Origin of the sequence: Pseudomonas sp. PDM09, from assembly GCF_014852305.1 — a bacterium.
GTDB lineage: Bacteria > Pseudomonadota > Gammaproteobacteria > Pseudomonadales > Pseudomonadaceae > Aquipseudomonas.
Map to the genome: position 1 here is coordinate 119,812 of NZ_JACVBI010000010.1, position 22,483 is coordinate 142,294.

Here is a 22,483-nt window from a genome sequence, read left to right on the forward strand (position 1 = left end):
GCCGCTCGAGAGTTTCCGCCGTGAATCAACGCCCCCTCGTCAGCATCGTCATCCCAGCCTTCAACCCGCGCTTCTTCAGCCAGGCATTGGAAAGTGCGCTCGCCCAGACCTACGAGCACGTCGAGATCGTCATCTGCGACGATTCGTCCAGCGACGAAATCCGCGACATTGTCGAGACCTTCGTCGAGCCGGCTCACCCGATTCGTTACTTGCGCAATCAGCAGCGTCTGGGTTTGCAGAAGAACGTATTGCGTTGCGTCGAGCAAGCCCGGGGCGAGTTCATCAAAGTGCTGTGTGACGACGACCGTCTGTTTTCACCGAGCATTGCCTTGCAGGCGCAGGTGTTGATCGACCACGCGGACGTGAATGTGGTGTTTGCCCTGCGGATGCTCAGCGACGCCGGCAATTTCATCTTGCCGCCACGGGTCGATAACTGCCGGTTCTCACCGAACGACGCCTTGCTCAAGGGCGATGACATGCTGGCGATCTTTGAAGGCACGCCAAAGAATTTCCTCGGCAATTTCAGTTCGACCCTGATGCGCCGCACCGATGTACTGGAGCTGTTGCCGGCGCTGATTCAGGAAGGTGCCGGTTTCGTCGCCATGCTCGATTTCGCCTTGTTCGTGTGCTTGATGCGTCGCGGCAATCTGGTGTCGCTGAGCACTGTGTTGAGCACTGAACGTCTGTATCCGGAGCGCCTGAGCAAAACCCCTGAAATGGTCAAGGCCGCAGCCGTGGAGTGGAACTGGCTTTCGCAGATGCTCGCGGCGCGCAGCGGTGAATCGGCACCGGCATCGGGTTGGGTGCGCTACATCGAGCTGACTAAAATCACCGACCAGCCCCACGCCTGGGAAGAGCTGTGTGTGGTGCGCATTCTGGGCAATCGCAACACGGTGGTGAATGGCCGGGTGGGCGGGGAGAGCGAAAGCTACGCCGATTTCTATCGCGAATGGCTGACGATCCGCAGGTTCTCCGATGTCGAGCAACGGCTCATGCCGCAACGTCTCGACAGTTGGGCGTACCGTCCGCAGATCGTGCCTATCGTGATCGACAGCACAGCTGACGGTGCGGGGCTCAAGACGACGTTGCAGAGTATTAGCCAGCAACTGTACGCGCCTCAGGCAGTGCTGGTGTTGTCCGATGCCTTGTGTGCGACCGACGATCGCGTGGTGCAGTTGCCGTTCCAGGCGGATTGGGCGCAACAGCTCAACGCCGTGGTACCGCAACTGGAAGGTGCTCACTGGTTTTATCTGCTGCACGCTGGCGACACCTTGCGCGAGTCGGCTCTGCTGATCCTGGCCGAACGCATTGCCGGTTCGGCGGGCATTCTCTGTGCTTACAGTGACGAAGGCGCGCTGATCGATGGCGAGTCGATCGATCCGGTGTTCAAACCCGATTTCAACCTCGACCTGATGCGCGCCTATCCCTACGTCGGTCGAACCCTGGCCTTCGAGCGGCAGCGCTTCATGGCGCTGGGCGGTTTCGATCCGGCTCACGGTGAGCTGGCACCGCACGATTTGTTATGGCGTCTGGTGGAAGAGGCCGGGCCGCAAACCATCGAGCACATCGCCGAAATCCAGGTAGAGTCGACTCAGTCTTTCGCCGCCTGGCTGTCATTGCCCGAAGTGATCGAGAGCAACGCCGGCATGGTCAGCGCACACCTGGATCGTATTGGCGTGGCGCACGCGATCCGGCAGGAAGCGTTGCCGCTGATCAACCGCATCGACTACCTTCATGGGGTGCGACCGCTGGTGTCGATCATCATCCAGACCGGCGATTCGCTATACGCGTTGCAGCGATGCATCGAAGGCCTGATCGAGCGCACGGCTTATAGCCAATACGAAATCCTGATCGTCGACAGTGGCACGGACGACCCGGCGATGCTCGACTGGCTGGAAGCGATGGCGCAACTGGGCGCCGCAATGCTGCGAGTCTTGCGTTACGCCGGTGACGCCAACGACGCGGCGATCCGTAACTTTGCCGCGAGCCTGGCGCATGGCGAGTACTTGCTACTGCTCAGTGCGCAGACGGTAATCTGCGACAGCGACTGGCTGGACGAATTGCTCAATCACGCCCAGCGCCCCGAAGTGGGTGTGGTCGGTGCCCGCATCCTCAGCCCTGAGGGCTCGATCGTCAGTGCCGGGTTGATTCTTGGTCTTGCCGGACCCGTCGGTTCGCCATTTTATGGCGAAGCGGCCGGTTCTCGCGGCTACATGCAGCGTTTGCACGTGACCCAGAACTGGAGTGCGGTGAGCAGTCACTGCCTGATGGTGCGCAAGCAAGTGTTCGATGAACTCGAGCAGTTCGATGAGGTGACCTTCACCCAAGGCCTCAGCGACGTCGATTTGTGTTTGCGGGCGACCAAGGATGGCTACCTGGTGGTCTGGACGCCTTACGCCAGCGTGGTATGGGTGCCGCAAGATGTGTCGCCGGCACAGCCTTCGACACTGGCGCTGCGCGAGCGTGAACAGGAGGACTTTTATCGCAAATGGCTGCCGAAGATCGCCAAGGATCCGGCCTACAGCCCGGCGCTGAGCCTTGGGATTTCCAGCTTCAGTCTGGAGCCGTCACTGCGCAATAACTGGAACCCGTTTTGTACCCGTGCCTTGCCGTTGATTCTCGGTCTGCCGGTTAACAGCACCGCCGTTGGCCATTACCGGGTAACCGCGCCGCTGGCCGAACTCGAAGCAGCCGGTCGGGTGATCGCGCGGGTGGCCTATGAGTCGCCGTCGACCGTGGAGATCGAGCGTCTGTCACCCGACACGATCATTCTGCAAGGGCGTTACAGCGAAGGCGCCGCGGGTGACATTCTGCGGATGAAAAAGTATTCCAGCGCGCTACGAATTTTCGAACTCGACGACTACATCGTCAGTGCGCCGAAGAAAAACACCCACGCCCGCAACAAACCGGTCAATACCGAGCAGCTGTTGCGCGAAGGCATTGGCCTGTGCGATCGCGTAGTGGTCACCACTCAGCCACTGGCCGATGCCTTGTCGAGTATGCACAGCGAGATCCGCGTGGTGCCGAACATGCTATCGCCGGACCCATGGGCGACACTGACCAGTCACCGTCGCACCTCCGGCAAGCCGCGAGTCGGCTGGGGGGGCGGCACCAGCCACACCGGTGACCTGGAGATCATTGCCGAGGTTGTGCGCGAACTGGCGGACGAAGTCGAGTGGGTGTTCTTCGGCATGTGCCCTGACGCCTTGCGTCCGTATGTTCACGAGTTTCACTCCACCATCGGTTTGCAGAGCTACCCATTCAAACTGGCCAGCCTGAACCTTGACCTGGCGCTGGCACCGCTGGAATTCCATATCTTCAACGACTGCAAAAGCAACCTGCGCCTGCTGGAATACGGCGCCTGCGGGTACCCGGTGATCTGCACCGACACCGAGGCCTACCGTGGCCACTTGCCGTGTACCAAGGTCTATAGCAACAGCACGGACGAATGGCTGCAGGCGATCCGCATGCACCTGGCTGACCCGGATGCCAGCTACCGCATGGGCGATGAATTGCGTGAAGCGGTGCATCGCGATTTCATGTTGCGTGGCGACAACCTCAATCACTGGTTATGGGGCTGGTTGCCGGACTGATTCTGCTATTACCTTCCAAGTATCAAAAATCGCAGCCTTCGACAGCTTCACAGGAATGTGTTGACTGGCGAAGGCTGCGATTTTTTTGTCCTGCGCAATTGGCTCACTTCCTGCAAGTCGCCCGTATATCGCCATAAAACCTTCACCCCTGAGGGGATGACCGGCCCAATGGCTGCGGGTAAATGATGTGCATGACGGCTCGCCGACCCTTGCGGGGGGCTGCCGCGCCGCGCGAAGAGCAAGAGGACAGCGATGAAGGCAGTAATTCTGGCGGGTGGTCTCGGTACGCGCATCAGCGAAGAGTCGCACCTCAAGCCCAAGCCGATGATCGAGATCGGTGGCAAGCCAATTCTTTGGCACATCATGAAACAGTACTCTGCCCATGGGATTCATGATTTCGTGATCTGCCTTGGCTACAAGGGCTATGCGATCAAGGACTTCTTCGCCAATTACTTCCTGCACACCTCCGACGTCACCTTCGACATGCGCAACAACCGCATGGACGTGCATCAGAACTACAGCGAGCCGTGGAGCGTCACCCTCATCGACACCGGCGAGGAAACCATGACCGGTGGCCGCTTGTTGCGCGCCGGCCGTTACCTCAAGGACGAAGAGGCGTTCTGCTTCACCTACGGCGACGGCGTCTCCGATATCAATATCCGTCAACTGGTGGACTACCACAGCGCCCACGGTCACCTGGCGACCGTCACCGCCGTACAACCGCCGGGCCGTTACGGTGCCCTGGAGCGTCACGGCGATCAGGTGCTTGGTTTCACCGAAAAGCCCCGTGGCGACGGTGGCTGGATCAATGGCGGGTTCTTTGTGCTTTCGCCCAAAGTGTTGTCATACATCGGCGGTGACGAAACCACTTGGGAAGCCGAGCCCTTGGCGCGTCTGGCCCAGGATGAACAGTTGAAGGCCTTCGAACACGAAGGTTTCTGGCATCCGATGGACACCCTGCGCGACAAGAACCACCTCGAAGCGCTGTGGCAGAGCGGGGAGGCCCCATGGAAGCAATGGGACTGAGTCCGCAATTCTGGCGCGGCAAACGTGTTCTGCTGACCGGCCACACCGGCTTCAAAGGCAGCTGGTTGACGTTGTGGCTGCAAAGCCTCGGTGCCGAGGTCAGCGGGTTTTCGCTTGATCCGTCCACCGAGCCGAGCCTGTTCGAACTGGCCCGCGTGCACGAGGGCATCAATGATCAGCGCGGTGACCTGCGTGATCTCGGTGCCTTACTGGAGTTGATCGCCGAAACCCAGCCGCAAATCGTTCTGCACCTGGCGGCCCAACCGCTGGTGCGCGAAGGCTATCGCGATCCGCTCGGCACCTATTCCAGCAACGTCATGGGCACGCTCAATCTGCTTGAAGCGATCCGCCAGGTCGGCGGCGTGCACGCCTGCGTGCTGGTGACCACTGACAAGGTCTACGCCAACAAGGAATGGCTGTGGCCGTACCGCGAGGACGAAGCCCTTGGCGGTCATGATCCTTACAGCAGCAGCAAGGCTTGCTGCGAATTGTTGGCGCAGTCTTACGCCGCATCGTTTTTCCCGGCCGACAAGTACGCCGAGCACGGCCTGGCGTTGGCCACCGCGCGTGCCGGCAACGTGTTGGGCGGTGGCGACTTTGCGCCTGAGCGCCTGATTCCCGATGTACTCAAAGCCTGGTCGGCGGATGAGCCGGTGACCCTGCGCTACCCGCAAGCCGTGCGCCCATGGCAGCACGCATTGGAACCATTGGCCGGCTACCTGCAATTGGCCGCCGGCCTCTACGAGCAAGGCCCGGCGTTTGCCGGTGCGTGGAACTTTGGCCCGAGCGAAGCGGACATGTGCAGCGTCGGTGAAGTGGTCGAGTTGCTCGCCAGCCGCTGGCCGCAAGCGCGCGGCTTACGCATCGAACCGAGTGATTTGCATGAAGCCGGTCTGCTGCGTCTGGACAGCAGCCGCGCCCGTCAACTGTTGGCCTGGCAACCGCGCTGGTCGTTGCAGCAGTGCCTGACCCAGACCCTCGATTGGCACCTGGCATGGCAGAACGGCGATGACATGCGTGAAGTCACCCTGAACCAGTTGAACCTGTACCGAGGCGCGCTGTGAGCGAATTTCTGTTGAAAGCCTTGCCGCTGGCCGGTCTGTTCAGCGTGCAACACAAACGCGTCGAAGATGATCGCGGGCACTTCGCTCGGCTGTTTTGCGAAGGCAGCCTGAGCGCCTTCGGCCAGACGTTTCATATCCGCCAGATCAATCATTCCTGCACTCGCGAGCGGGGCAGTGTGCGCGGCCTGCATTATCAAAATTCCAATGCGCCGGAAGCCAAGTTGATTACCTGCCTGCGCGGCGAGGTCTGGGATGTCGCGGTGGACTTGCGGCCCGACTCCGAGACCTTCCTGCACTGGCACGCCGAGCACCTGAAGGCCGGGGACGGCCGCAGCCTGCTGATCCCGGCCGGGTTCGCCCATGGTTTCCAGACCCTCACCGACGACGCCGAATTGCTCTACCTGCACAGCAACGATTACGCGCCTGCGCATGAGGGTGGTTTGAGCGTGAACGATCCACGGTTGGCCATCGCCTGGCCGTTGCCTGTCAATAATCTGTCGGCCAGGGATTCCAGCCATCCCTTGCTCGATGAACACTTCGCTGGAGTGCGTCTATGAATTGCCGTGGTTGCGCTGCACCGCTGAGCCTGCCGCTGATCGATCTCGGCACCTCGCCGCCGTCCAATGCCTACGTGCATGCGGATCGCCTGGAACAAGCCGAGCAATGGGTGCCGCTGAAGGTCGCGGTGTGTCAGCAGTGCTGGCTGGTGCAGACCGAGGATTACACCCGCGCCGACAGTCTGTTTGATGCCGAGTATGCGTATTTCAGTTCGTTCTCCAGCACCTGGCTGGCCCACGCCGAGCGCTATGTCGCCGAGATGGTCGAACGCTTCGGCCTGACCGCCGACAGCCGCGTGGTGGAAATCGCCGCCAATGATGGTTACCTGTTGCAGTACGTGGCGGGGCGCGGCATCCCTTGTCTGGGCGTCGAACCGACCCGCAGCACCGCGCAGGCGGCGCGGGAAAAAGGCCTGCAGATTCGCGAATTGTTCTTCGGTCGCGATACCGCTGCGCAGCTTAACAGCGAAGGCTGGGCCGCTGACCTGATGGCCGCCAACAACGTGTTGGCGCATGTGCCGGATATCAATGATTTCCTCGGTGGTTTCGCCACCTTGCTCAAGCCGACAGGCGTGGCGACGTTCGAGTTTCCGCAACTGCTGACGCTGATGGCGGGGCAGCAGTTCGACACGCTGTATCACGAGCACTATTCCTATCTGTCCCTGACCGCCGTGCAGATTCTGTGCGAGCGCAATGGGCTGGAGGTGTTCGATGTCAGCCAGTTGACGACTCATGGCGGGTCGTTGCGGGTGTTCGTGCAGCGCAAGGACGGCGAACGCCGCACCGTGCAATCGACGGTGCGCGAGCAGTTGCAGGCTGAGCTTGATGCGGGTGTGAAAACCACCGAGTACTACGCAACCCTGGCGCCAGCGGCTGAACGTATCAAGCACGAACTGCTGCGTTTCCTGCTGCAGGCCAAGGCCGACGGCAAGCGCGTGGTCGGTTATGGCGCGGCGGCCAAGGGCAACACCTTGCTCAACTACGCCGGGGTCAAACCGGACCTGCTGGCCTGGGTGGCCGACGCCAACCCGCACAAACAGGGCAAGTACTTGCCGGGCAGTCGCATTCCGATCGTTTCGCCGGCACAGATCGATCTGGAGAAACCCGATTACATCCTGGTGCTGCCATGGAATCTGTTGCACGAAGTCAGTCAGCAACTGGCGCAGGTACGGCAGTGGGACGGCCGTTTCGTGATCGCCGTGCCTGAGTTGACCGTACTGTGAAAGTGCTGGTGACCGGTGCCACCGGGTTCGTCGGCCGACATCTTGTCGCGGCCTTGCTCGCCCGTGGCTGCGAGGTGCGGGCCGTGGCGCGTAACGTCGAGACCGCCGCGCAACTGCCGTGGATCAACGCCGTGGAATTCGTGGCAGCGGATATTCATGCCGCCGACCTGGACTTCGCTGCACTCACCGATGGCGTCGATGCCTTGGCGCATCTCGCCTGGCCAGGGTTGCCGAACTATCAGGCGCTGTTTCACTTCGAACACAACCTTATGGCCGATTACCGGTTTATCAAGGGGGCGGTCGAGGCGGACGTGTCGCAGGTGTTGGTGACGGGCACCTGTTTTGAATATGGCCTGCAAAGCGGACCGCTCAGCGAGCAGACCGAGGCGCGGCCGAGTAACCCTTACGGGTTGGCGAAAAACACGCTACGGCTGTTCCTCGAAAATCTGCAGCAGGTTCAACCGTTCACCCTGCAATGGGCGCGGCTGTTTTACCTGCACGGGGAAGGGCAGAACCCTAACAGTTTATTGGCTGCGCTGGACCGGGCAATCGAGGCCGGCGACGCCAGCTTCAACATGTCGGCCGGCGAGCAATTGCGCGATTACCTGGCGATCGACACAGCCGCCGGTTACCTCGCCGCGATCCTGCAACAGCGCGAATTTGATGGCGTGATCAATTGCTGCAGCGGCCAGCCGATATCGGTCAGAGCGCTGGTCGAACAACGTCTGCGTGAACGCGGCGCATCGATCACTTTGAACCTGGGCCATTACCCTTACCCGACCCATGAACCGATGGCGTTCTGGGGCGTGGCGGACCGCTTGCAACAGCTACTGGGAGCAGAGCATGAGGCATGAGTTGTATCGGGTCGCCGACCTGCCGGTGTTGCAGAACCGTACCTTTGCCGACCCAGAGTCGGCCAGGGCTTCGGCCAGCGCCGACATGCTGTTGGTGCAGGACGAGGCGAGCGGGCTGATCTTCAATCAGGCCTTCGACGGCGACAAACTCAGCTACGACGCTGACTATCAGAACGAGCAGGCGCATTCCGGCCAGTTCCAGAAGCACCTGAACGATGTCGAAGGAATCATTGCTCGCCACTTCAAGGGGCAAGAGCTGATCGAAGTCGGCTGCGGCAAGGGGTATTTTTTAGAGCTGCTCAAAGGCCTGGGTTACTCGATCACCGGTATCGATCCGGCCTACGAAGGCGACAACGGCGATGTGATCAAGGCGCCGTTCACTCGCGGCCTGGGTCTGTCGGCGGACGCCATCGTGCTTCGGCATGTACTGGAGCATATCCAGAACCCGATGAGTTTTCTCGCCGAGATGGCCGAGGCCAATCAGGGCGGGCAGATCTACGTCGAAGTGCCGTGTTTCGACTGGATTCTCGAACACCGTGCCTGGTTCGACCTGTTCTACGAACACGTCAATTATTTCCGCCTCGATGACCTGCGCCGGATGTTCGGCACGGTGCATGAGGCCGGTCACCTGTTCGGTGGCCAGTATCTGTACATCGTCGCCGACCTGTCCACGTTGCGCCTGACCCCGGAACAACCGGTGCCGCGCCTGACGCTGCCCGAAGGTTTCACCGCCAGCCTCGACCGCGCCGTGCAGATCATCCAGGCCGCGCCCGAGCAAGGTTCGGCGATCTGGGGCGCGTCGTCCAAAGGCGTGATTTATTCGCTGTTCCTGCAACGAGCGGGTGTGGCGGTGGATCGCGTGGTGGATATCAACCCGGCCAAACAGGGCCGTTATCTGCCCCTGAGCGGCGTGCGGGTGTCCTCGCCCCAAGAGGCCATGGATGCCTTGCCCGAAGGCGCCAACCTGTTTGTGATGAACTCCAATTACCTCGAAGAAATCAAGCGGATGACTGGTGGGCGCTATGTCTACCACGCCGTCGACAGCGCTTCGTTCCAGTGACCAATGAGAATTTGAAATGACCGACAACAGCATCAACAAGGCCTTCGAAGCTGAATGCCAGGCAGAAATCGCCCGCCAAGGTGACGACCAGAAACTCACCGGCCTGGCCCGTGACTTCTTCAACGAATCGGCCAAGCACAAATACAGCTATCACTTCTCGTGGATGGGCCGTCCGATCATCCAGCTGCCGCAAGACATGATGGCGATGCAAGAGATCATCTGGCAGGTCAAACCGGATCTGGTCATCGAGTGCGGCATTGCCCACGGCGGTTCGATCATCTACTACGCATCGTTGCTGGAGCTGCAAGGCCACGGTGAAGTGCTGGGCATCGACCTGGACATCCGTGCGCACAACCGCGAAGCCATCGAAAGCCACCCGATGAGCAAGCGCATTTCGATGATCGAAGGCTCGAGCATCGATCCTGCGATCGCCGCACAAGTGCGCGCTGCCGCCGAAGGCAAGAAAGTCATCCTGGTGCTGGACTCCAACCACACCCACGACCACGTGCTCGAAGAGCTGCGTCTGTATGCGCCGTTGGTTTCGGTGGACAGCTACTGCGTGGTGATGGACACCGTGGTTGAAGACATGCCGGCCGACTTCTTTCCGGATCGTCCATGGGGCCCGGGCGACAACCCGAAGACTGCGGTATGGAAGTACCTGGAAGAGAACAAGGACTTCGAAATTGACCAGCAACTGCAAAACAAGCTGCTGATCACCGTAGCGCCGGACGGCTATCTGCGTCGCGTTCGTTAATCAAAAGTGGTTTCAGGTTCTTGGCGATTGGCCGGTTGTGGGGATAGAAAGATGCAGGTTCAAAACAGTGCTCAAAACAACGTTGCACCGCTGAACGAGCGGTTTACGGTAGTGGTGATTTCCCACAACCGGAACGCGTTCCTGCGGCGCACCTTGCAGTACTACAGCAGCTATCCCTGCACGATTCTGGTTCTGGACTCGTCCGCTGAGGGTGACGAGAACATGGTCCGGGACTTCCCGTCGGTCGACTATCGCCACTTGCCGCAATACACCTACAAGGGACTGCAGGAAAAACTCACCTACGGTGTCAATCAGGTCACCACGCCCTACATGGTGTTTGCCGCCGATGACGACTTCCTGCTGCACCGCGCACTGACCGAGTCGGTGGAGTTTCTCGAAGCCAATCCCGACTACGGCTTGTGCCATGGCTACGGGATCATGTACCTGACCCGTGCCACGGAAGTGAACTACTTCCGTCGCGACCGCAAGGTTCATGAGGATTACAACTCGGAGCAGGCCGAAGACCGTGTGGTGCGGTTCATGGATAATTTCCTGCCGCCGTTCTATGCGGTCACCCGTACCGACTTGCTGCAACAGTGGTACAGCCTTCTGCCAGCGGGCACCAGTTTCGAATGGCAGGAAATCGGCCACACCTTCTACTTGTTGGCCTGCGCGAAGGCGCGGATCCTGCCGATTCCGTTCGCCGTGCGGGAAATGAACTATGGCGCTTCGGACCACAACACCAACGTGTTGACGGTGCTGACTTTCAAAGACGCCAAAAGCGTTGCCGAACGCGAGCAGTTTGCCCAATTCCTGGCCTCGATCCCGACGCCACTCAGCGACAACAAGGATCCGGCCCGGGTCAAACAAATTGCCCTGGACAGTTTTGCCGCCATGGCCGATTGCCTGGTCGAAGGCCGCTCGCTCAAAGGCACCATGATTATTCGCTCGGCCTGGCGCGAGGCGGGGGAAGAGCCGATTCGTTCATTCGGCCCCGAGCAATTCGTCGAAATGCCGTTCTACAACAAACCGGTGTTCGATCTGCTGACCGAGTTCGAATTCCTGCTGCACGCCATGCCTGCCGGTCGCCTGCAACTTCAGGAGCTGGAAGGCATCCTGCTCAAGCAGCATGAGTTGATGCGCGTTCACCCCAACGACACTGACCGCACCGTGCGTAGCCGGTTGTGGGAGGCCTTGAGCCTGAACGTGTTCAACCGCACGGTGGTCAAGCGCCTGGCGGAGTCATTGAAAGACAGTGACGAGCCGGAAGAAGGCCTCAAGCTGCAAGCCTGGGCTGAGCGACTGAACGCTTTACCGGGTCAGCAAGACCGCCGACTGTTCGAGAACATGCCGTCCGGCCGCTTGCTGAGCTGGCTCGAAGCGCGCAACCCGGATGCCGCGCAGCTCAAGGCAATCGCTGCACAGTTGGCCAAGCATAATGGCGGTCCTCAGTTCGGCATTCTGTTGCTGGATCTGGATGCCGACATGGTCAAGTTGCAGGCGACCTTCGACAGCTTGGTCGGTGGTCACTGCAAAGCGTTCAACGTGGTGGTGTTCACTACCGGTGATTTACCGGCGACGACATCCGTGCGCGACACCGTGCACTTTGTCAAAGTCACCGCGACCAATTATGTGGAGCGCATCAACCAGATCGTCGCTCAGTCCACCGCCGATTGGCTGTTGCTGGCCGAGGCCGGTGATCAGTTCACTGCCAGCGGTTTGCTGCGCGCCAGCCTGGAGCTGGCCGGTGCCGAGGGTGTCCGTGCAGTGGCGATGGACGAGCTTCAGCGTCAGGCCAACGGTGCTCTGGCGGATGTGTTCCGCCCCGGGGTCAATCTCGACCTGCTGCAAAGCGTGCCGTCGCTGATGGCGCGCCACTGGTTGATCCAGCGTGATGTGTTGGCTCAGGCACGCGGTTTCTCGGCCGAGTACAGTCAGGCGCTGGAATTCGATCTGTTGCTGCGTCTGATCGAGGATGGCGGGCTGGCGGGCCTGGCGCATCTGGCCGAGCCGCTGCTGATTTGCAATGCCCCGGTAGAGGAAGTCAGCGTTCAGGAGCGTCAGGTGCTGACCCGTTCTCTGACTGCGCGTGGGTATCGCGCTCAGGTCAGCTCGACGCTGCCGCTGACTTACCAGATCGACTATCAACACGCTGAGCGGCCGCTGGTATCGATTATCCTCCAGAGCCAGGACAACCTTGAGTCGCTGCAACGAGCGCTGGTCAGCGTGCTGCAGCGCACCCGTTATCAACGTCACGAAGTGCTGATTGCCGACAATCACAGCCAATCCGAAGAACTGGCGACCTGGCTGAGCAGCCTTGAAGGCAAGGGCGATCGACTTCGCGTAGTGCGCAGCGATCAGCGCCTGAGTGCCTCGGCGCTGAACAACTTTGCCTGTGCCGAGGCCAAGGGGAACTACCTGGTGCTGCTGTCGGCGGAATCCGAAGTGGTCAATGTCAATTGGCTCGACGCCATGCTCAACCAGGCCCAGCGTCCGGAAGTCGGCATCGTTGGCGCCAAACTGATGGACATTCGTGGCGTCACCACCCAGGCCGGTCTGGTCCTGGGTTTGAATGGCGAGATCGGCTCGGTCTTTGTCGATGAACGTAAAGACGCCAAGGGCTACATGAACGGCCATCAGGTCGAGCAGAACTATTCGGCAATATCCGGTGCCTGTCTGATGGTTCGCAAAGACGTGTTCGAAGCGGTGGGCGGTCTGGACGAGGAACATTTCGACGAAGCTTTTGGCGATATCGACCTGTGCCTGAAAGTCGCCGATGCCGGTTACCTGACAGTCTGGACGCCACAAGCACAATTACTGCACCCGGGCCTGCTGCCCGATGCGCCTCAAGCACGCGCCGCTTTGCGCGACAAGTGGCAGGCCCGATTCGAACACGACTCGGCCTACAACCAGAACCTGGCCTTGACCGGCAAGGGCTTTACTCTCGGCGAACCGACCAGCGTGAACTGGGCGCAGTTGCTCGCATAAGCCTGGCTGACAGGTAAAAGGACTCAAGGCATGTTCAACGGTAAATCGATTTTCATCTCTGGTGGCACCGGCTCGTTCGGGCGCAACTTCATCCGCCGCTTGCTGGAGCAGTACCAGCCCAAGCGGGTGGTGGTGTTCTCCCGCGATGAGCTCAAGCAGTACGAGATGCAGCAGACGTTCAACGCGCCGTGCATGCGTTACTTCATCGGTGATGTGCGCGACGCCGAGCGTTTGCGTCAGGCCATGCGCGGTATCGATTACGTGGTGCATGCCGCGGCCCTGAAGCAAGTGCCGGCTGCGGAATACAACCCCACCGAATGCATTCGTACCAACGTCAACGGCGCGGAAAACATCATCGCCGCTGCCATCGACAACGGCGTGAAAAAAGTCGTCGCACTGTCTACCGACAAGGCGGCCAGCCCGATCAACCTGTACGGCGCGACCAAGCTGCTGTCGGACAAACTGTTCGTGGCCGCCAACAACATTGCAGGCGAACAGCAGACTCGCTTTTCCGTGGTGCGCTACGGCAACGTGGCTGGCTCGCGGGGTTCGGTGGTGCCGTTCTTCAGCAAGCTGATTGCCGAGGGCGCCAAAGAGCTGCCGATCACCGATGAGCGCATGACGCGTTTCTGGATAACTCTCGATCACGGTGTGACGTTTGTGCTCGACAGCTTTGCCCGCATGCACGGCGGTGAAGTGTTTGTGCCGAAGATCCCGTCGATTCGCATCGTCGATCTGGCGCAGGGCATGGCTGGACATTTGCCGCACAAAAACGTCGGCATCCGTCCGGGGGAAAAGCTCCATGAACTGATGGTGCCGCTGGACGACGCGCGCATGACCCTGGAGTTCGATGATCACTACACCATTCAGCCGTCGATTCGCTTCACCAGCGTCGACGTGGATTTTGCCGTCGACAAACTGGGCGAGCAGGGCCGGCCGGTGAGCGAAGATTTCGAGTACCGCTCCGACACCAACCCGCACTTCCTGTCGGTCGGCCAGATCGCTGATCTGCACGCGGAGCTGTCGGCATGATTCCCTACGGTCGGCAAAGTCTCGATCAGGCAGACATCGACGCGGTGGTTGCCGTGTTGCAGTCCGACTGGCTGACGCAGGGGCCGACCATCGAGCGTTTCGAACAGGCCATGGCCGAGCGTTGCCAAGCCGATTTCGCGGTGGCGGTGTGCAATGCCACGGCGGCGTTGCACATTGCCTGCCTCGCCGCCGGCCTCGGGCCGGGCGATCGCTTGTGGACCACGCCGAACACCTTTTTGGCCTCGGCCAATTGCGGTCGCTACTGCGGCGCCGAGGTCGATTTTGTCGACATCGACCCGCTGACCTGGAACCTCGACGCCTGCACTTTGGCGTCGAAGCTTGAGATCGCCGAGCGCGACGGCATGCTGCCGAAAGTGCTGGTGGCGGTGGCGTTCTCCGGGCAGAGCTGCGATATGCGCATGATCGCTGAATTGGCCGAGCGCTATGGTTTCACCGTGATCGAGGATGCTTCCCACGCGGTTGGGGCGTCTTATGCCGGGCGTCCGGTAGGGTGCGGCGATTTCGCGGCGATGACGGTGTTCAGTTTCCACCCGGTGAAGATCATCACCAGCGCCGAAGGCGGCATGGTTCTGACCAATCGTCCGGAGCTGGCCGAGCGCTTGCAGCGCCTGCGCAGTCACGGCATGACCCGTGACCCTGCGCAGATGACCGAACCCAGTCACGGCCCCTGGTATTACCAGCAAGTGGAGCTGGGCTTCAATTACCGGATCACCGACCTGCAAGCGGCTCTTGGTCTGTCACAGTTGAACAAGCTCGATGGTTTCATCGAACGTCGGCGTGAACTGGCGGCGCGTTATGAGCGGTTGCTGGCGTACTTGCCGCTGACCTTGCCCAGCGCGCAGCCCGAGGCCGAGTCGGCGTGGCATCTGTACGTGGTGCGCTTGCAGACGGAACGGATCAACCTCAGCCATCGGCAGGTGTTCGAAGGCTTGCGAGCGGCAGGGGTGGGTGTGAACCTGCACTATATTCCGCTGCACTTGCAGCCGTACTATCGCGACCTGGGTTTTGCCGAGGGGGATTTCCCCCTGGCCGAACGTTATTACGCCGAGGCCATCAGCCTGCCGCTGTTTCCTCTGCTAAGCGATGAACAACAGGACTATGTGGTCGAGCAATTGCGACGACTGATCCTTGAGGAGTAGAGACTCTTGAGTTGTGTTGCGATCATTCCGGCCCGTGGTGGCAGCAAGCGAATCCCGCGCAAGAACCTCAAGCCGTTCGACGGCGTGCCGATGATCGTCCGTTCGATTCGCACGGCGCTGGCGTCGAACCTGTTCGACCAGGTGATCGTCAGCACCGACGATGAAGAAATCGCCGAGGTCGCACGGGCCTATGGGGCTCAAGTGCCATTCATGCGGCCCGCGGCGCTGGCCGACGATTTCACCGGGACTGCAGCGGTGATCGTACATGCCTTGCAGCAATTGCCGCCGTTCGACTATGCGTGCTGCGTCTACGCGACGGCGCCACTGTTACAGGCGCGTTATCTGCGTCAGGGGCATGAGTTGCTGGTGCAGCATCCGGACAAGTCTTTCGCGTTTTCAGTCGCCGGTTTTGGCTTCCCGGTACAACGGGCCTTGACCCTCGACGAGCAGGGCGCCTTGACCTCGCTCTACCCGGAGTTTCGCGAGACCCGTTCCCAGGACTTGCCCGAAGCTTTTCAGGATGCCGGCCAGTTCTATTGGGGGCGTAGCGAAGCCTGGTTGCGTGGCGATGTGCTGTTCTCGCCGGCGAGCCTGCCGGTGATTCTGCCGCGGCATCTGGTGCAGGACATCGACACCCTCGAAGACTGGAAACGCGCCGAATACCTCTACATCGCCTTGAAGGCGGGAGGTGAGCTGCAATGAGAGTGCTGATCCGCGCCGACGCGTCGCCGACCATTGGCAGTGGCCACGTCGCCCGTTGCCTGACCCTGGCCAGGGTATTGCGCAAGCAGGGCGCGCACGTTGCCTTCGCCTGTCGTCTGTTGCCCGGGCATCGACTGGACAGTCTGCGGGCCGAGGGTTTCGAGACCTTCGCGCTGCCGGAGCGCTACCCCGATGAAGACCCACAGCAGGCCATCGAGTCGATGCTGCCCTGGCAGGCAGACATTGCAGCGCTGGGGCAAGTATTGGAAAGTCATCCGGCTTTCGACTGGATCATCGCTGACCACTACGGTCTCGATCACCATTGGCAGACTGCCGCGCGCCGCTGGGCTCCACGAATTGCGGCGGTAGACGATTTGGCCACTCGGCAATACAGCGTCGATCTGCTGCTCAATCAAAATCTGTCGGGCACGCCAGAGGCTTATGCCTCACTGCTGACGCCCGATTGCCAGACTTTACTCGGCCCACGGTTTGCCTTGCTGCGCGATGAGTTCTGTTGCCCGGCGATCGAGATCAAACCTCGAGCCAGGCGCGTGCTGGTGAACTTCGGCGGCTTCGACGCGGCCATGCAGACCCATCACGCGATGCTGGCATTGGCGGACTTCCATGAGCTGGAAGTTGATTTCGTGGCAGGTGCCGACAACCCGGCCTGGGAGCAGATGCAGAGTCTGGTGGATTATCGTCCTAACTGGCGCCTGCACCGTTTTGTCAGCGATTTCTACCAGTTGATGACCGAGGCTGACCTGTTCATCGGTGCCGGTGGCGGTACCAGCTGGGAGCGGGCGGCCATGGGGCTGCCGACGATCTGCATTGCGGTTTCGAATAATCAGCAGGCCAACGGCGAGGTGATGGCGACCTCGGGTGCTCATGTGTTCCTGGGCAATCGCGACCGGGTCAGCGTCGAGCAGTTGCATCAGACCATCGGTTTTGTCGTGGGCAATCAGGGGATTCGTCAGAGTCTGGCTGAACGTTCGCGGCAGTTGGTCGATGGCCGTGGGGCGCAGCGGGTGGCGGCAGCGCTGGCGGGGGCGGTGTTGCAGGTTCGTCAGGCCACTCAGGATGATGCGCAATTGTTGTTCGATGGGCGCAATGCCGAAGCGGTTCGGCGCTGGTCGCTTGACACGCACGTCATTGACTGGCAACGGCATCAGACCTGGCTGGCCGCGAGCCTGAGCAATCCGCGGCGGTTGCTGTTGATCGCCGAAGCGGATGATGGCCCGGTCGGTGTGCTGCGTTACGACCTCGACGATGCTCGCGCCGAAGTCTCGATTTATCTGTTCGAAGGCCGATTTGGCCTGGGCTGGGGCAGGGCGCTGCTGGCGCGGGGCGAAGCCTTCGTCACCGCTCATTGGCCGCGACTGGAAGCCATCACCGCTCAGGTGCTGCCGGCCAATTCAGCGTCGCTGAAAGTTTTCCGCGAGGCAGGTTTCACTCAGAGTGCTTGTGTATTCACACGCGTTTTAAAGGATCACCCATGACCAGTTTCAAGATCGGCAACCGCACCATCGGTGCCGATGCGCCGCCGTTCATCATTGCCGAGATGAGCGGCAACCATAACCAGTCGCTGGACGTGGCGCTGCACATCGTCGAAGCCGCGGCCAAGGCCGGCGCGCATGCCTTGAAGCTGCAAACCTATACCGCCGAGACCATGACCCTGGATCTGTCTGAAGGCGAGTTCTTCATCAAGGACCCCAACAGCCTGTGGGCCGGTTCTTCGCTGTACGCGCTGTACGAGAAGGCCCATACGCCGTGGGAATGGCACGCGCCGATTTTCGCCCGGGCCAAGGAATTGGGCATGCTGGCGTTCTCCACACCGTTCGATGACAGCGCGGTGGACTTCCTCGAAAGCCTGGACGTGCCGGCCTACAAGATCGCCAGTTTCGAGAACACCGACCTGCCGTTGATCCGGCGGGTCGCTGCCACCGGCAAGCCGCTGATCATCTCCACTGGCATGGCCAGCATCGCCGAACTCGACGAAACCGTGCGCGCCGCCCGTGAGGCCGGTTGCAAGGACCTGGTGTTGCTCAAGTGCACCAGCACGTACCCGGCGACGCCCGCCAATAGCAACGTGCGCACCATCCCTCATCTGCGGGAGTTGTTTGGCTGTGAAGTCGGTTTATCCGATCATTCGATGGGCGTTGGAGTGTCCGTCGCCGCGGTAGCGCTGGGGGCGACGGTGGTGGAAAAACACTTCACCCTCGACCGTGCCGCCGGTGGCGTGGACGCCAGCTTCTCCCTGGAACCGGCTGAACTCGCCAGCCTGGTGGTAGAGACCGAACGCGCCTGGCAGGCCATGGGACAGGTGCATTACGGCGTGACCGAGGCCGAGCGCAAATCTCTGGTATACCGACGTTCGCTATACGTCACTCGGGACATGGCCGCCGGTGAGCCTTTCACCGTTGCCAATCTGCGGGCCATCCGGCCTGGCCTGGGGCTGGCCCCCAAACACGCTGAAACCCTTCTGGGCCGCCGTGCGCGCCAGCCCATCAAGCGCGGAACACCGCTGGATTGGTCGTTGGTTGAATAACCGCTTGTGCGGCTGATTCGGCAAAATAGCGTGACCTGCGAGTCATAACGCGCATCTTCACTGTATTGTATGAAAAGGGGAGATGGCGCCTGGACTGTTTTTAGCCCAGTGATGGCCTTTTATTCTTCCCGCTGTCACCCCCTTGAGGGCGACGTTTATTCGTTGTTTGTCGGCGCCCCTCGATTCCTTGCGAGCGGTGGTATTGGGCTGTTTATTATTGGGAAGCCGTAATGATTGGCATAAAGAGCATTGCGAGCTACGTTCCTGTAGCCGGCGTGGACAATTACGCACAAGGTGCAAAATTCGAAAAGGATGAAGAATTCATCCTGGGTAAAATCGGTTCGGCCTTCCTGCCGCGCAAAGATGCGGGGCAAGAAACTTCGGACCTGTGTGTCGAAGCAGTCAACGCGCTGTTCGCCAACAATCCCGATTTGAAGCGTGAAGCCATCGACGTGTTGATCGTCGTCACCCAGAACGGTGACGAAGAAGGTCTGCCGCACACTGCTGCCATTGTTCAGGACAAACTGGGCCTGCCGACGACCGTGGCAGCGTTCGATATTTCCCTGGGCTGCTCGGGTTACGTCTACGGCATCTACGCCATCAAGGGCTTCATGGAAGCCGCGGGCCTGAAGAATGGCTTGCTGGTGACCGCTGATCCGTACTCGAAGATCGTCGATCCGGAAGACCGCAACACCACCATGCTCTTCGGCGATGCCGCCACCGCTACCTGGATGGGCGAAGATGCCCCGTGGCAGCTGGGCAAGGCCAAGTTCGGCACCGACGGTTCCGGCGCGCCGCACCTGAAGGTTTCCGACGGGGTGTTCTTCATGAACGGTCGTCAGGTCTTCAACTTCGCGCTGCTCAAAGTGCCCGCGCATTTGCATGAGCTGCTCGGCGACTCGGGCCTGACGGCTGACGATATCGATGCCTTCTGCATTCACCAGGGCAGCGCGGCGATTGTCGACGCGGTGGCGCGACGCTTCGAGGGCGAGCCTGAGAAGTTCATCAAGGACATGGTCGAAACCGGTAATACCGTGTCGTCGAGCATTCCGTTGCTGCTGGAAAAACACGTGCTCGATTCCAAGTGGAAGCGCGTGGCGCTCAGCGGTTTCGGTGTTGGTTTGTCCTGGGGGTCGGCGATCATCTATCGTCCTTGAGCTTCTAAAAGCCAGGCACAAAAAAAGCGTTCAAGGTGTAACCTTGAACGCTATTTTTTTGCCCGAATGAAAAGCGAGGCTCCATGAGCGAGTTCTTTGAGCGCAACGCCGAGGTCATACAGCGCCGCTGGCCGCTGCTGTCTGCGCGCTTGCTGGTTGAAGACGCGAGCCTGTTGCAGGCCGATCTGGTCGAAGGCCTGGGCTCGACGTTGAGCATCAACGGTATCCAGCTGACCAGTCGCCATGACCGCACCCGCGAGGCCAGGCTTCAGGCCGACAGCCTGCCCATCGACAGTCCGGTGGTGCATGTCTACGGCACTGGTCTTGGCGATCTGCAGATGAAGTTGCTACAGCGCGCCGGGCTCGAGCGTTTGTATGTGCACATCCTCAACGGTGCGGTGTTTGCCTTGGTGCTGCAATTGCTCGATCAGCAGCAGTGGCTCAGCGATCCGCGAGTTGAATTGTTATATGCCGGTGATCTGGCAGAAATTCAGCTGCCGTTCTTTGCCTTGCCGTCCGAGCTGGTGCTGGCCGATGACTTCAATGCCAAGATCCGCGATCGCCTGATCAGCGAAACCCACCTGGCGTTCAATAATCGCGAGTTCGACCCTCAGGCTCCGGACATCGTCGAACGCTTGCAGGCGAGTCTGGAACTGGTGCAGGGTGATCGAGATGTGGCCGAGTTATTCGGCTGGCGCAAAGGGCAGGAGGTGTTCGTCATTGCCACGGGCCCGAGCCTTGAGCAGCATTTCGAGACCTTGCTCGCGATTCGTAATCAGGCCGAACGGCCGTTGTTCATCTGTGTCGATACGGCTTACCGACCACTGATCGATCACGGGATCCGACCTGATGTGGTGGTCAGCATCGACCAGCGCATCTCGGCACGGCATCTACCCTATGAAGGCACGACCGATATCATCCTGGCGTATATGCCCATGGTCGATCCCCTAGTGCTTGAAGCCTGGCAGGGACCGCGCTATGCCAGTTACTCCGCCAGCCCGATTTACCAGCAGATGCGTCGGCAACAGCCCAAAGGCGAACTGTATGTCGGCGGTAGCGTGATTCATCCCGCGGTAGACCTTGCGGTGAAGATGGGCGCAGCACAGATCACCTTGTTCGGTGCCGACTTTGCCTTTCCCAATGACAAGACCCATGCGGGCTGGAACGATGGCGATCTGGGACCGCAACTGGGCGCCGCCAAGCATTGGGTGCTCGATGGTAACGGTCAACGCATCAAGACCCAGCTCAATTTTCGCAGTTACCTGTGTGAGCTGGAGCGCTTTATCGCAGGGCATCCTCAGGTGCGCTTCTATAACAGCAGCCGGGCAGGCGCGATGATTGCCGGTACGGCTTTTCATCCGGAGTGGGTGTCATGAGCGGGCTTGAATCCTTTGTCGTCGACTCTGAGCAATGCGCGGCATTGTTCCGTTTGGGACGTGATGTAGAAGCCGGGCTGGCGATGATCGAGCTGATCGTTGCGGTGCAACCGTCCTTTGATCTGACGCCGCAGGTTGTTCAGCAGCAGTGGGTGCTGTTGCTCGGCCAGATGCTCGAATGCCAGGAGGCGCAAAATTGGCTGGCGCTGGCGGACTATCTGGAATACGAACTGGTCCAGTTGCTGCGCGACAGTCTGTCCATTTAAACAATTTCCCTTCTGCCGGTGCAGGCGAGTCCTCGCCAGTCTGTCACCGGCATTTCCCTGACGTCATTTTTTCGCTGCTTGAACACAGCCAAGCCCTTGATTTGCGGAGGGTGGCAACGTGATGGCAAATATTTTTCAAAATCCCCTAAAGCAAGTTCCAATCCCGACGATAACTATTACGAAGGTTCTCTAGGCCATACCCGGCGGTTGCCAGGGCCGGAAGCCGCAGTACCCAACCAACGAGGAATTCGTCATGGCTTTAACAGTAAACACCAACGTCACATCGTTGAACGTTCAGAAAAACCTGAACCGCGCTTCCGACGCTCTGTCGACGTCGATGACTCGCCTGTCTTCCGGCCTGAAAATCAACAGCGCTAAAGACGACGCTGCCGGCCTGCAAATCGCTACCCGTATGACTTCGCAGATCCGCGGTCAGACCATGGCTATCAAAAACGCCAACGACGGTATCTCGATCGCTCAGACCGCTGAAGGCGCGATGCAAGAATCGACCAACATTCTGCAGCGTATGCGTGAACTGGCTGTTCAATCGCGAAACGACTCGAACGGTACTGCTGACCGTGCTGCTCTGAACAAAGAATTCGCTTCGATGTCGGACGAGCTGACTCGTATCGCCAAGTCGACCAACCTGAACGGCAAGAACCTGATCGACGGCACCGCTGGCACCATGACCTTCCAGGTTGGTTCCAACACCGGCGCTACCAACCAGATCACTCTGACCCTGGACAGCGGCTTCGACGCAGCTACCCTGTCGGTTGACTCGGCTACCGTTCAGATCACTGGTAACAACTCGGCAACCGCCGAAGCTTCGATGAACAACGCGCTGACCAAAATCGACGCCGCTCTGGCCAAGATCAACTCCAGCCGTGCTGACCTCGGTGCTGCACAAAACCGTCTGTCCAGCACCATCTCCAACCTGCAGAACATCAACGAAAACGCCAGTGCTGCACTGGGTCGCGTACAAGATACCGACTTCGCTGCTGAAACTGCACAGCTGACCAAGCAACAAACTCTGCAACAAGCTTCCACCGCAGTTCTGGCTCAGGCCAACCAACTGCCATCCGCTGTACTGAAACTGCTTCAGTAATAGCTGATGCGTTTTGGCGGG

18 protein-coding genes are annotated in these 22,483 nt (G+C 60.1%); all 18 read left to right on the forward strand.

The annotated features are described in order from the left end of the window. Window positions 1-20: 20 nt before the first annotated feature. Window positions 21-3,593, forward strand: a complete 3,573-nt coding sequence (locus IB250_RS22955) for a glycosyltransferase (protein ID WP_192345692.1) — start codon at window positions 21-23, stop codon at window positions 3,591-3,593. A 252-nt stretch (window positions 3,594-3,845) separates the two neighbouring features. Further along, the gene (rfbF, locus tag IB250_RS22960; protein ID WP_192345693.1) at window positions 3,846-4,619 is read left to right on the forward strand and encodes a glucose-1-phosphate cytidylyltransferase; all 774 of its coding nucleotides are present in this window, start codon (window positions 3,846-3,848) and stop codon (window positions 4,617-4,619) included. Further along, window positions 4,601-5,683, forward strand: a complete 1,083-nt coding sequence (gene rfbG, locus IB250_RS22965) for a CDP-glucose 4,6-dehydratase (RefSeq protein WP_192345694.1) — start codon at window positions 4,601-4,603, stop codon at window positions 5,681-5,683. Before rfbF ends, rfbG begins: the two co-directional genes overlap by 19 nt. Continuing rightward, window positions 5,680-6,240, forward strand: coding sequence for a dTDP-4-dehydrorhamnose 3,5-epimerase family protein (locus IB250_RS22970; RefSeq protein WP_192345695.1), 561 nt, complete (start codon window positions 5,680-5,682; stop codon window positions 6,238-6,240). Before rfbG ends, IB250_RS22970 begins: the two co-directional genes overlap by 4 nt. Beyond that, on the forward strand, window positions 6,237-7,463 hold the full coding sequence (locus tag IB250_RS22975) for a class I SAM-dependent methyltransferase (RefSeq protein ID WP_192345696.1): 1,227 nt from the start codon (window positions 6,237-6,239) through the stop codon (window positions 7,461-7,463). Before IB250_RS22970 ends, IB250_RS22975 begins: the two co-directional genes overlap by 4 nt. Continuing rightward, a complete protein-coding gene (locus tag IB250_RS22980; protein ID WP_192345697.1) occupies window positions 7,460-8,317 on the forward strand; it encodes an NAD-dependent epimerase/dehydratase family protein in 858 nt (285 codons plus the stop codon). The genes IB250_RS22975 and IB250_RS22980 overlap by 4 nt, the downstream gene beginning before the upstream one ends. Then, entirely contained in the window at window positions 8,307-9,377 is a 1,071-nt protein-coding gene (locus IB250_RS22985) for a class I SAM-dependent methyltransferase (protein WP_192345698.1), read from the forward strand. The genes IB250_RS22980 and IB250_RS22985 overlap by 11 nt, the downstream gene beginning before the upstream one ends. Before the next feature lie 16 nt (window positions 9,378-9,393). Continuing rightward, complete coding sequence (locus tag IB250_RS22990; RefSeq protein ID WP_192345699.1) at window positions 9,394-10,131, forward strand: cephalosporin hydroxylase family protein; 738 nt, start codon at window positions 9,394-9,396, stop codon at window positions 10,129-10,131. 51 nt (window positions 10,132-10,182) lie between these two features. Beyond that, on the forward strand, window positions 10,183-13,119 hold the full coding sequence (locus IB250_RS22995; RefSeq protein WP_192345700.1) for a TIGR00180 family glycosyltransferase: 2,937 nt from the start codon (window positions 10,183-10,185) through the stop codon (window positions 13,117-13,119). Between the two features lie 30 nt (window positions 13,120-13,149). Then, window positions 13,150-14,151: a UDP-N-acetylglucosamine 4,6-dehydratase (inverting) gene (gene pseB, locus IB250_RS23000; RefSeq protein ID WP_192345701.1), complete on the forward strand. Its 1,002-nt coding sequence runs from the start codon at window positions 13,150-13,152 to the stop codon at window positions 14,149-14,151. Beyond that, window positions 14,148-15,311, forward strand: coding sequence for a UDP-4-amino-4,6-dideoxy-N-acetyl-beta-L-altrosamine transaminase (pseC, locus tag IB250_RS23005; protein ID WP_192345702.1), 1,164 nt, complete (start codon window positions 14,148-14,150; stop codon window positions 15,309-15,311). Before pseB ends, pseC begins: the two co-directional genes overlap by 4 nt. A 6-nt stretch (window positions 15,312-15,317) precedes the next feature. Continuing rightward, complete coding sequence (gene pseF / locus IB250_RS23010) at window positions 15,318-16,013, forward strand: pseudaminic acid cytidylyltransferase (protein WP_192345703.1); 696 nt, start codon at window positions 15,318-15,320, stop codon at window positions 16,011-16,013. Beyond that, window positions 16,010-17,509 (forward strand): UDP-2,4-diacetamido-2,4,6-trideoxy-beta-L-altropyranose hydrolase, encoded by a 1,500-nt coding sequence (gene pseG / locus IB250_RS23015; protein WP_192345704.1) that lies wholly within the window; start codon window positions 16,010-16,012, stop codon window positions 17,507-17,509. Before pseF ends, pseG begins: the two co-directional genes overlap by 4 nt. Beyond that, window positions 17,506-18,558 (forward strand): pseudaminic acid synthase, encoded by a 1,053-nt coding sequence (gene pseI, locus IB250_RS23020; protein ID WP_192345705.1) that lies wholly within the window; start codon window positions 17,506-17,508, stop codon window positions 18,556-18,558. Before pseG ends, pseI begins: the two co-directional genes overlap by 4 nt. Window positions 18,559-18,788: 230 nt before the next feature. Continuing rightward, window positions 18,789-19,715: a ketoacyl-ACP synthase III gene (locus IB250_RS23025; protein WP_192345706.1), complete on the forward strand. Its 927-nt coding sequence runs from the start codon at window positions 18,789-18,791 to the stop codon at window positions 19,713-19,715. Between the two features lie 83 nt (window positions 19,716-19,798). Further along, window positions 19,799-21,091 carry a motility associated factor glycosyltransferase family protein gene (locus IB250_RS23030; protein WP_192345707.1) on the forward strand — a complete coding sequence of 431 codons (1,293 nt, stop codon included), beginning with the start codon at window positions 19,799-19,801 and terminating at the stop codon, window positions 21,089-21,091. Further along, complete coding sequence (locus tag IB250_RS23035) at window positions 21,088-21,357, forward strand: hypothetical protein (protein ID WP_192345708.1); 270 nt, start codon at window positions 21,088-21,090, stop codon at window positions 21,355-21,357. The genes IB250_RS23030 and IB250_RS23035 overlap by 4 nt, the downstream gene beginning before the upstream one ends. Window positions 21,358-21,610: 253 nt before the next feature. Beyond that, complete coding sequence (locus IB250_RS23040) at window positions 21,611-22,462, forward strand: flagellin domain-containing protein (RefSeq protein ID WP_008072599.1); 852 nt, start codon at window positions 21,611-21,613, stop codon at window positions 22,460-22,462. The last annotated feature ends 21 nt before the right edge of the window (window positions 22,463-22,483 follow it).

What these genes read in the sequence shown, in the direction of transcription:
- rfbF (WP_192345693.1), top strand. Translation starts at nt 3,846, where the DNA reads ATGAAGGCAGTAATTCTGGCGGGTGGTCTCGGTACGCGCATCAGCGAA.
- rfbG (WP_192345694.1), top strand. Translation starts at nt 4,601, where the DNA reads ATGGAAGCAATGGGACTGAGTCCGCAATTCTGGCGCGGCAAACGTGTT.
- IB250_RS22975 (WP_192345696.1), top strand. Translation starts at nt 6,237, where the DNA reads ATGAATTGCCGTGGTTGCGCTGCACCGCTGAGCCTGCCGCTGATCGAT.
- IB250_RS22985 (WP_192345698.1), top strand. Translation starts at nt 8,307, where the DNA reads ATGAGGCATGAGTTGTATCGGGTCGCCGACCTGCCGGTGTTGCAGAAC.
- IB250_RS22990 (WP_192345699.1), top strand. Translation starts at nt 9,394, where the DNA reads ATGACCGACAACAGCATCAACAAGGCCTTCGAAGCTGAATGCCAGGCA.
- IB250_RS22995 (WP_192345700.1), top strand. Translation starts at nt 10,183, where the DNA reads ATGCAGGTTCAAAACAGTGCTCAAAACAACGTTGCACCGCTGAACGAG.
- pseB (WP_192345701.1), top strand. Translation starts at nt 13,150, where the DNA reads ATGTTCAACGGTAAATCGATTTTCATCTCTGGTGGCACCGGCTCGTTC.
- pseC (WP_192345702.1), top strand. Translation starts at nt 14,148, where the DNA reads ATGATTCCCTACGGTCGGCAAAGTCTCGATCAGGCAGACATCGACGCG.
- pseG (WP_192345704.1), top strand. Translation starts at nt 16,010, where the DNA reads ATGAGAGTGCTGATCCGCGCCGACGCGTCGCCGACCATTGGCAGTGGC.
- pseI (WP_192345705.1), top strand. Translation starts at nt 17,506, where the DNA reads ATGACCAGTTTCAAGATCGGCAACCGCACCATCGGTGCCGATGCGCCG.
- IB250_RS23025 (WP_192345706.1), top strand. Translation starts at nt 18,789, where the DNA reads ATGATTGGCATAAAGAGCATTGCGAGCTACGTTCCTGTAGCCGGCGTG.
- IB250_RS23030 (WP_192345707.1), top strand. Translation starts at nt 19,799, where the DNA reads ATGAGCGAGTTCTTTGAGCGCAACGCCGAGGTCATACAGCGCCGCTGG.
- IB250_RS23035 (WP_192345708.1), top strand. Translation starts at nt 21,088, where the DNA reads ATGAGCGGGCTTGAATCCTTTGTCGTCGACTCTGAGCAATGCGCGGCA.
- IB250_RS23040 (WP_008072599.1), top strand. Translation starts at nt 21,611, where the DNA reads ATGGCTTTAACAGTAAACACCAACGTCACATCGTTGAACGTTCAGAAA.